Consider the following 6516-nt stretch of genomic DNA (forward strand, 5'->3'; position numbering starts at 1 on the left):
TCGCTTGGCACGCCTGGCCAGCGCACGCTGGTCATCGGCGCCGGCCCGATCGGACTCGGCACGGCGATCTTCGCCCGCATCGCCGGTCTTGACGTCAGCCTGCTCGATATGAGCGGCGAGCGCCTCGGCTTCGCCGAAAAGGAGCTTGGCTTTGCCGCGCTCGACACCTCGAAGGCGCCAGCCGACGAACTGGTGCGGCAGGCGACCGGCGGCGAAGGGTTCGACCTCGTCTTCGACGCGACGGGCAACACGCAATCGGTGCAGTCGGCCTTCGCCCATGTCGCGCATGGCGGCACGCTGGTGCTGGTCAGCGTCGTCAAGGACGACATCGCCTTCTCCGACCCCGAGTTCCACAAGCGCGAGATGACGCTGATTGGCAGCCGCAATGCCCTGAAGGCCGATTTCGAGCATGTCGCGGCCTCGATCCGCAACGGCGCCGTGCCGTTGAACAAGCTCGTCACCCACCGCACCACGCTCGCCGGAACGCCGCGCGACCTCGCCCGATGGACGCATGAGAAATCGGGGCTGATCAAGGCGGTTATCGAGGTGGGGGCATAAGATGGCAGGCGGTGAACCCGGCCTGAATTGACGACATCGCGCAGGTCGACCCCCACTCCGTCGAGCTTTGCTCGACACCTCTCCCCCGATCGACGGGGGAGAGGAAGGGCGAGGCGACTCTAGTTGGCTCCCTTCCTCTCCCTCCGGAGGGGGGAGAGGTGGCGCCGTGAAGCGGCGACGGAGCGGGGGAAGGCGCTGCTCAAACGCCAAGCCGCTGACGAGTAAGCGACCTGACATCAGCGCGAGGCGATCAATCAGCTCTCGTAAAGGGCCAGCATCCCCTACAACGCCGACAGCCTCAACTCCACCCGCTCCGCCGGAAACCTCGACTCCGCGAACTGGATCGGCTCACCGTCGAGCGTCACGTTGACGGCGACCGTCACCAGCACGATGGCGCCGGGCTGCAGATCGAGCGCTGCGAGGTCGTCGGCGTCGGCATGGCGCGCCGACAGCACGGTTGAATGCCGCAGATAATCGTTGATGCCGAAACGCTTGAGCGAGGCGGTGATCGACCCCGTCTCGGCCATCGCGTCCTCGATGCCTGCGAAGCGCTTGGCGTCGAACCAGGTCGTCGCCCGCGACACCGGATGACCGTCGGCCTCGCCGCGCGTCTCCAGGCAAATGACGGCTGCGCCCTTGGCGATGCCCAGCGCCTCGGCGATGCGCCGGCTGGCAGGCTCCGTGGATGAAGACAAGAGCGCGATATGCCGCTCGCTCGTCTGCCCCTGCAGCCCGGTCGAGAAGCGCGTGCGCGCGCCGATCGGATAGGACAGCCGCTTGCGCGACAGGACGAAGGTGCCGCGCCCCTGCTCGGCCCTCAGCACGCCTTCCTGCACAAGGGCCGCAATGGCGCTGCGCACCGTATGGCGATTGACGCCGTAGCGCTCGGCCAGCGCGACTTCAGGCGGCAGCGCCGCATTCCCGGCGAAGTCGCCACTTGCGATCCCCTGCAATATCTTGTCGGCGATCTGCCGCCACAGCGATACGCCGTTACGCCTTTCGATGCTGCTCGCCAGTCCAACCATCCATCGCCCCAAGCATTTTTCCCGGGCTGTCATCCACCCGTCATGGACTCCCGTTACGAGGTAGGTATAATTTGTATAGTTGTCTATATCAATAGACAAATTTATGCATGCAAGGGAGCGATGCCATGCGAGGACAGGAAGCGCGCGAGCAGGCGGGGCGAAAAGCCTTGATGGCGACGCTGGCGCACGCCGAAGCCGATGAGATCGCCCGTCTCTGGAACGAAGCGGGCCTGCCTTCCGAGGCCGAGCTTTTGCGCGGCCCCGAAACCGGGCTGGTGACCGTGCGCGGACGGATCGGCGGCGGCGGCGCGCCATTCAATGTCGGCGAGGCGACGGTCACCCGCGCCACGGTGCGGCTGCCCTCCGGCCAGGTCGGCCATTCCTATGCGCTCGGCCGCGACAAGGAAAAGGCCAGGCTCGCGGCGATCGCCGACGCGCTGTGGCAGGACCCGGCGCACCGCGAGGCGGTCGAGACGAAGCTCGCCGCGCCCTTGCGCGCGGCATTCGATGCGGCACGCGAGACCCGACGTGTCGAGACGGCGGCAACGAAAGTGGATTTCTTCACCATGGTGCGCGGAGAGGACTGATGGGTATCGCCACGCAATCGATCGACGGCGGCTTCGCCGAGCCGGTCTTCAACGCGCAAGTTGTCTTCCGCGCCATCATGGACGCGATGGCGCGACCGGGCATCGTCCAGGACCTGCCGAAACTCGCCCATCCGCCGGCGCCGTTGTCGGCGACGGCCGGCGCCGTGGCGCTCTCGCTCTGCGACAACGACACGCCGGTGTGGCTCGATCCGCCGCTGCAGGCGGAAACCCCGGTCAGGGCCTGGCTCGGCTTCCACACCGGCGCTCCATTGGCCAACACGCCGGCCGACGCGCATTTCGCCTTGATCGCCAATCCGAAGGAGATGGCGGCGCTCGACGGTTTCGCGCAAGGCACGCAGGAATATCCCGACCGCTCGACGACGCTGATCCTCCTGGTCGGCGACCTTGCCTCGGGCCCGTCGCTGCTGCTCGAAGGACCCGGCATCGAAAAGACGTCGATGATCGCGCCTCCGGGCATGCCGCGCCATTTCGTCGAGCAGTGGAAGCAGAACAACCAGCGTTTCCCGCGTGGTGTCGACATCATCCTCGCGGCGCCGGGAAGCCTTTCCTGCCTGCCGCGCACCACCCGCATCAAGTCGATGGAGGCATGACATGTATGTCGCGGTGAAAGGCGGCGAAGCGGCAATCGCCAACGCCCATCGTCTGCTGGGCGACCGCCGCCGCGGCGACCGGTCGGTGCCGGCGCTGCGCCTCAACCAGATCGTCGAGCAGCTGGCGCTCGGCGTCGACCGCGTGATGAGCGAAGGCTCGCTCTACGACCGCGAGCTTGCGGCTCTCGCCGTCGTGCAGGCGCGCGGCGACATGATCGAGGCGATCTTCCTGGTGCGCGCCTACCGCACCACACTGCCGCGCTTCGGCTACACCAATCCGGTCGACACCGGCGCCATGCAGGTCGAGCGTCGTATCTCCGCCACCTACAAGGACCTGCCCGGCGGCCAGGTGCTCGGCCCGACATTCGACTACACCCACCGCCTGCTCGATCCCGAGCTTGCCGCCGGCGCCGAGGTCGAGATGCCGGCGCAGCGCCCGGTCGAGCCGGAGGCGATGCCGCGCGTCTCGGCGATCCTCGCCCATGAAGGGCTGATCGAGGCCGATGGCGAGATGCCGCTCGACCATGTGCCGGGCGACATCACGCGCGAACCGCTGCAGTTCCCGATGGCGCGCGACATCCGCCTGCAGGCGCTGTCGCGCGGCGACGAGGGTTTTCTGCTGGCGCTCGGCTATTCGACGCAGCGCGGCTATGCCCGCAACCATCCCTTCGTCGGCGAGGTGCGCATCGGCGAGGTCGAGTTGGAGCTGGACGTGCCGGAATTGCCCTTCGCGGTGCCGCTCGGCTCCATCCGCGTCACCGAATGTCAGATGGTCAACCAGTTCAAGGGCTCGGCCAAGGCGCCGCCGCAGTTCACCCGCGGCTACGGCCTGGTCTTCGGCCAGAGCGAGCGCAAGGCGATGGCGATGGCGCTGTGCGACCGTGCTCTGCGCGCCGGCGAGCTCGGCGAGGACGTCGTCGCGGCCGCGCAGGACGAGGAATTCGTCATCTCGCATTCCGACAATGTCCAGGCGACCGGCTTCGTCGAGCATCTGAAACTGCCGCACTATGTCGACTTCCAGGCCGAGCTCGGCCTCGTGCGCCGCATGCGCGCCGAATACGAGGCGCGGGAAAACGAGGACAGGGCCGCCGAGGAAAAGCGGGAGGCGGCGGAATGAATTCAGTGCCCGCTACCGGAATGTCCGCCGCCGCCATCGAACGAGCCGCCGCCCGCGCCGGAGCCACTGGTGCCGGCAACGGTTTCGCCGTGTGGAGGCTCCTTTGGCGCCGGGAGAAACATCTTCCGAAGCGCGAAAGCGGCGATGCCAGCGAACACCAGAAAAAGCACGCCAAGATGCATCCAACCGGTGGAGTCCATCGGGCTCTTCTCCCGCGTCTCGAGCGCCAAAATCATACCACAGAGCCAGCGTGATCGCCATGAACGACATCGCCACCTACAACTTCGCCTATCTCGACGAGCAGACCAAAAGGATGATCCGCCGCGCCATCCTGAAGGGCATCGCCATTCCCGGCTACCAGGTGCCTTTCGCGTCGCGCGAGATGCCGATGCCTTACGGCTGGGGCACCGGCGGCGTGCAGGTCACCGCCTCGATCATCGGCCCGGACGACGTGCTGAAAGTCATTGACCAGGGCGCCGACGACACCACCAACGCCGTCTCGATCCGCGCCTTCTTCAAGAAGGTCGCTCATGTCGCCGTCACCACCGAAACCGCGACAGCGACCATCATCCAGACCCGTCACCGTATCCCCGAGCATCCGTTGACGGCGGGCCAGGTGCTGGTCTTCCAGGTGCCGATCCCCGAGCCGCTGCGCTTCCTCGAGCCGCGCGAGACCGAGACGCGAAAGATGCATGCTCTCGAGGAATACGGCCTCATGCATGTGAAGCTCTACGAGGACATCGCCAAGCACGGCCGCATCGCCACCACCTACGCCTATCCGGTCAAGATCGAGGGCCGCTATGTGATGGACCCCTCGCCGACGCCGAAATTCGACAATCCGAAGATGCATCGTTCGCCGGCTTTGCAGTTGTTCGGCGCCGGCCGCGAGAAGCGCATCTACGCGGTGCCGCCCTTCACCGACGTCGTCAGCCTCGACTTCGAGGACCATCCTTTCGAGGTGCAGACCTTCGATCAGCCTTGCGCGCTGTGCGGTGCCGAGAATGTCTATCTCGACGAGGTCATCCTCGACGATCACGGCGGCCACATGTTCGTCTGCTCGGACACCGACCATTGCGAGAAACGGCGCGCCGATGGCCATCATGGCCACCTTGCCCCCGAGACCCATTCCGCTTCTGGAAAAATGGAGCCTGCCGAATGACTGACGAACCGCTGCTGCGCGTCTCGGCGCTCTCCAAATTCTACGGCTCGCGCGTCGGCTGCGAGAACGTCAGCTTCGATCTCTGGCCGGGCGAGGTGCTGGCGGTGGTCGGCGAGTCCGGCTCCGGCAAGACGACGCTGCTCAACTGCCTGTCGACCCGGCTGCTGCCTTCTTCCGGCACCGCGAGCTACCGCATGCGCGACGGCCAGTGGCGCGAGCTCTACCGCATGAGCGAGGCCGAGCGCCGCTTCCTGATGCGCACCGACTGGGGTTTCGTCCACCAGAACCCGGCGGACGGGCTGCGCATGACGGTGTCGGCCGGCGCCAATGTCGGCGAAAGGCTGATGGCGGTCGGTGACCGCCACTACGGCAGGATCCGCGCCACCGCCGTCGACTGGCTGTCGCGCGTCGAGATCGATGAGGACCGCATCGACGATGAGCCGCGCGCCTTTTCCGGCGGCATGCGACAGCGCCTGCAGATCGCCCGCAACCTTGTGACCGGACCGCGGCTCGTCTTCATGGACGAGCCGACCGGCGGCCTCGACGTGTCGGTGCAGGCCCGCCTGCTCGACCTGTTGCGCGGCCTGGTCACCGATCTCGGGCTGGCGGCGATCGTCGTCACCCACGACCTCGCCGTGGCGCGGCTTCTGTCGCAGCGCATGATGGTGATGAAGGACGGCCGCGTCGTCGAAAGCGGTCTCACCGACCGCGTGCTCGACGATCCGCGCGCACCTTACACGCAGCTTCTCGTTTCTTCGATTTTGCAGGTCTAGCCGCATGGTGCCGAACCAAAGGTCCGCGCCAGCGAAAAGTGGAAGCCGGTTTTCGGACCAGACCATGCGGCAAAACAAAGGACTCTAATCATGGCCACTCCGCTTGTCGTTTCCGATGTCGCCAAAAGCTTCACCATGCATCTGCGCGACGGCGTCACGCTGCCGGTGGTGACGGGTGTCTCCTTCTCGATCCGCGCCGGCGAATGCGCTGTGCTCGGCGGTCCGTCCGGTGCCGGAAAGAGCTCGATCCTGAAAATGCTCTACGGCAACTACGCCGTCGATGAAGGCCAGATCATCGTCCAGCATGGCGGCGGCTTGGTCGACCTCGCCTCCGCCGGCCCGCGCACCGTGCTGTCCGTGCGCCGCCACACCATCGGCTATGTCAGCCAGTTCCTGCGCACCGTGCCGCGCGTCTCCGCGCTCGACGTCGTCGCCGAACCGTTGGTCGAGCGTGGCGAAGATCGCGAGACCGCGCGGGCTAAGGCTCGCTCCTTGCTTGCGCAGCTCAACCTGCCCGAAAAGCTCTGGGCGCTGCCGCCGGCGACCTTCTCGGGCGGCGAGCAGCAGCGCGTCAACATCGCGCGCGGCTTCATCACCGAGCATCCGGTCCTTTTGCTCGACGAGCCGACCGCGTCGCTCGACGCCAGAAACCGCGATGTCGTTGTCGAGCTCATCGCGGCCAAGAA

At 66.5% G+C, this 6516-nt stretch carries 9 protein-coding genes; 7 read left to right on the plus strand and 2 right to left on the minus strand.

Annotated elements, in window-relative coordinates; genetic code table 11:
* A partial coding sequence (locus EOD07_RS17480; protein ID WP_164772312.1) for a zinc-binding dehydrogenase occupies positions 1-558 on the plus strand: 558 nt, incomplete at its 5' end.
* Positions 559-839: 281 nt separating this feature from the next.
* Here the strand turns inward: EOD07_RS17480 and phnF are convergent.
* Positions 840-1583 carry a phosphonate metabolism transcriptional regulator PhnF gene (gene phnF, locus EOD07_RS17485; RefSeq protein WP_127236357.1) on the minus strand — a complete coding sequence of 248 codons (744 nt, stop codon included), beginning with the start codon at positions 1581-1583 and terminating at the stop codon, positions 840-842.
* 125 nt (positions 1584-1708) lie between these two features.
* On the opposite strand from phnF, the gene phnG reads away from it, so the two are divergent.
* The 3 genes from phnG to EOD07_RS17500 are packed head-to-tail and all read left to right on the plus strand — an operon-like array spanning position 1709 to position 3898.
* Positions 1709-2170, plus strand: a complete 462-nt coding sequence (gene phnG / locus EOD07_RS17490) for a phosphonate C-P lyase system protein PhnG (protein ID WP_127236358.1) — start codon at positions 1709-1711, stop codon at positions 2168-2170.
* Positions 2170-2781, plus strand: coding sequence for a phosphonate C-P lyase system protein PhnH (gene phnH, locus EOD07_RS17495; protein ID WP_127236359.1), 612 nt, complete (start codon positions 2170-2172; stop codon positions 2779-2781). Before phnG ends, phnH begins: the two co-directional genes overlap by 1 nt.
* Before the next feature lies 1 nt (position 2782).
* Entirely contained in the window at positions 2783-3898 is a 1116-nt protein-coding gene (locus tag EOD07_RS17500; RefSeq protein ID WP_127236360.1) for a carbon-phosphorus lyase complex subunit PhnI, read from the plus strand.
* Between the two features lie 2 nt (positions 3899-3900).
* Here EOD07_RS17500 and EOD07_RS17505 read toward each other — a convergent pair whose 3' ends face one another.
* Entirely contained in the window at positions 3901-4098 is a 198-nt protein-coding gene (locus EOD07_RS17505; protein WP_127236361.1) for a hypothetical protein, read from the minus strand.
* Between the two features lie 59 nt (positions 4099-4157).
* Here EOD07_RS17505 and EOD07_RS17510 point away from each other — a divergent pair, with 59 nt between their 5' ends.
* The 3 genes from EOD07_RS17510 to phnL form a co-directional block, all read left to right on the plus strand.
* On the plus strand, positions 4158-5057 hold the full coding sequence (locus EOD07_RS17510) for an alpha-D-ribose 1-methylphosphonate 5-phosphate C-P-lyase PhnJ (protein WP_127236362.1): 900 nt from the start codon (positions 4158-4160) through the stop codon (positions 5055-5057).
* Positions 5054-5830: a phosphonate C-P lyase system protein PhnK gene (phnK, locus tag EOD07_RS17515; RefSeq protein WP_040987384.1), complete on the plus strand. Its 777-nt coding sequence runs from the start codon at positions 5054-5056 to the stop codon at positions 5828-5830. Before EOD07_RS17510 ends, phnK begins: the two co-directional genes overlap by 4 nt.
* A gap of 90 nt (positions 5831-5920) precedes the next feature.
* A partial coding sequence (gene phnL, locus EOD07_RS17520; RefSeq protein WP_127236363.1) for a phosphonate C-P lyase system protein PhnL occupies positions 5921-6516 on the plus strand: 596 nt, incomplete at its 3' end.

This window comes from Mesorhizobium sp. M2C.T.Ca.TU.002.02.1.1 (assembly GCF_003997225.1).

Excerpts from the sequence above, each read along its gene's own strand:
- EOD07_RS17500 (WP_127236360.1), top strand. The coding sequence starts at position 2,783 with ATGTATGTCGCGGTGAAAGGCGGCGAAGCGGCAATCGCCAACGCCCAT.
- EOD07_RS17510 (WP_127236362.1), top strand. The coding sequence starts at position 4,158 with ATGAACGACATCGCCACCTACAACTTCGCCTATCTCGACGAGCAGACC.
- phnG (WP_127236358.1), top strand. The coding sequence starts at position 1,709 with ATGCGAGGACAGGAAGCGCGCGAGCAGGCGGGGCGAAAAGCCTTGATG.
- phnH (WP_127236359.1), top strand. The coding sequence starts at position 2,170 with ATGGGTATCGCCACGCAATCGATCGACGGCGGCTTCGCCGAGCCGGTC.
- phnK (WP_040987384.1), top strand. The coding sequence starts at position 5,054 with ATGACTGACGAACCGCTGCTGCGCGTCTCGGCGCTCTCCAAATTCTAC.
- EOD07_RS17505 (WP_127236361.1), bottom strand. The coding sequence starts at position 4,098 with ATGGACTCCACCGGTTGGATGCATCTTGGCGTGCTTTTTCTGGTGTTC.
- phnF (WP_127236357.1), bottom strand. The coding sequence starts at position 1,583 with ATGGTTGGACTGGCGAGCAGCATCGAAAGGCGTAACGGCGTATCGCTG.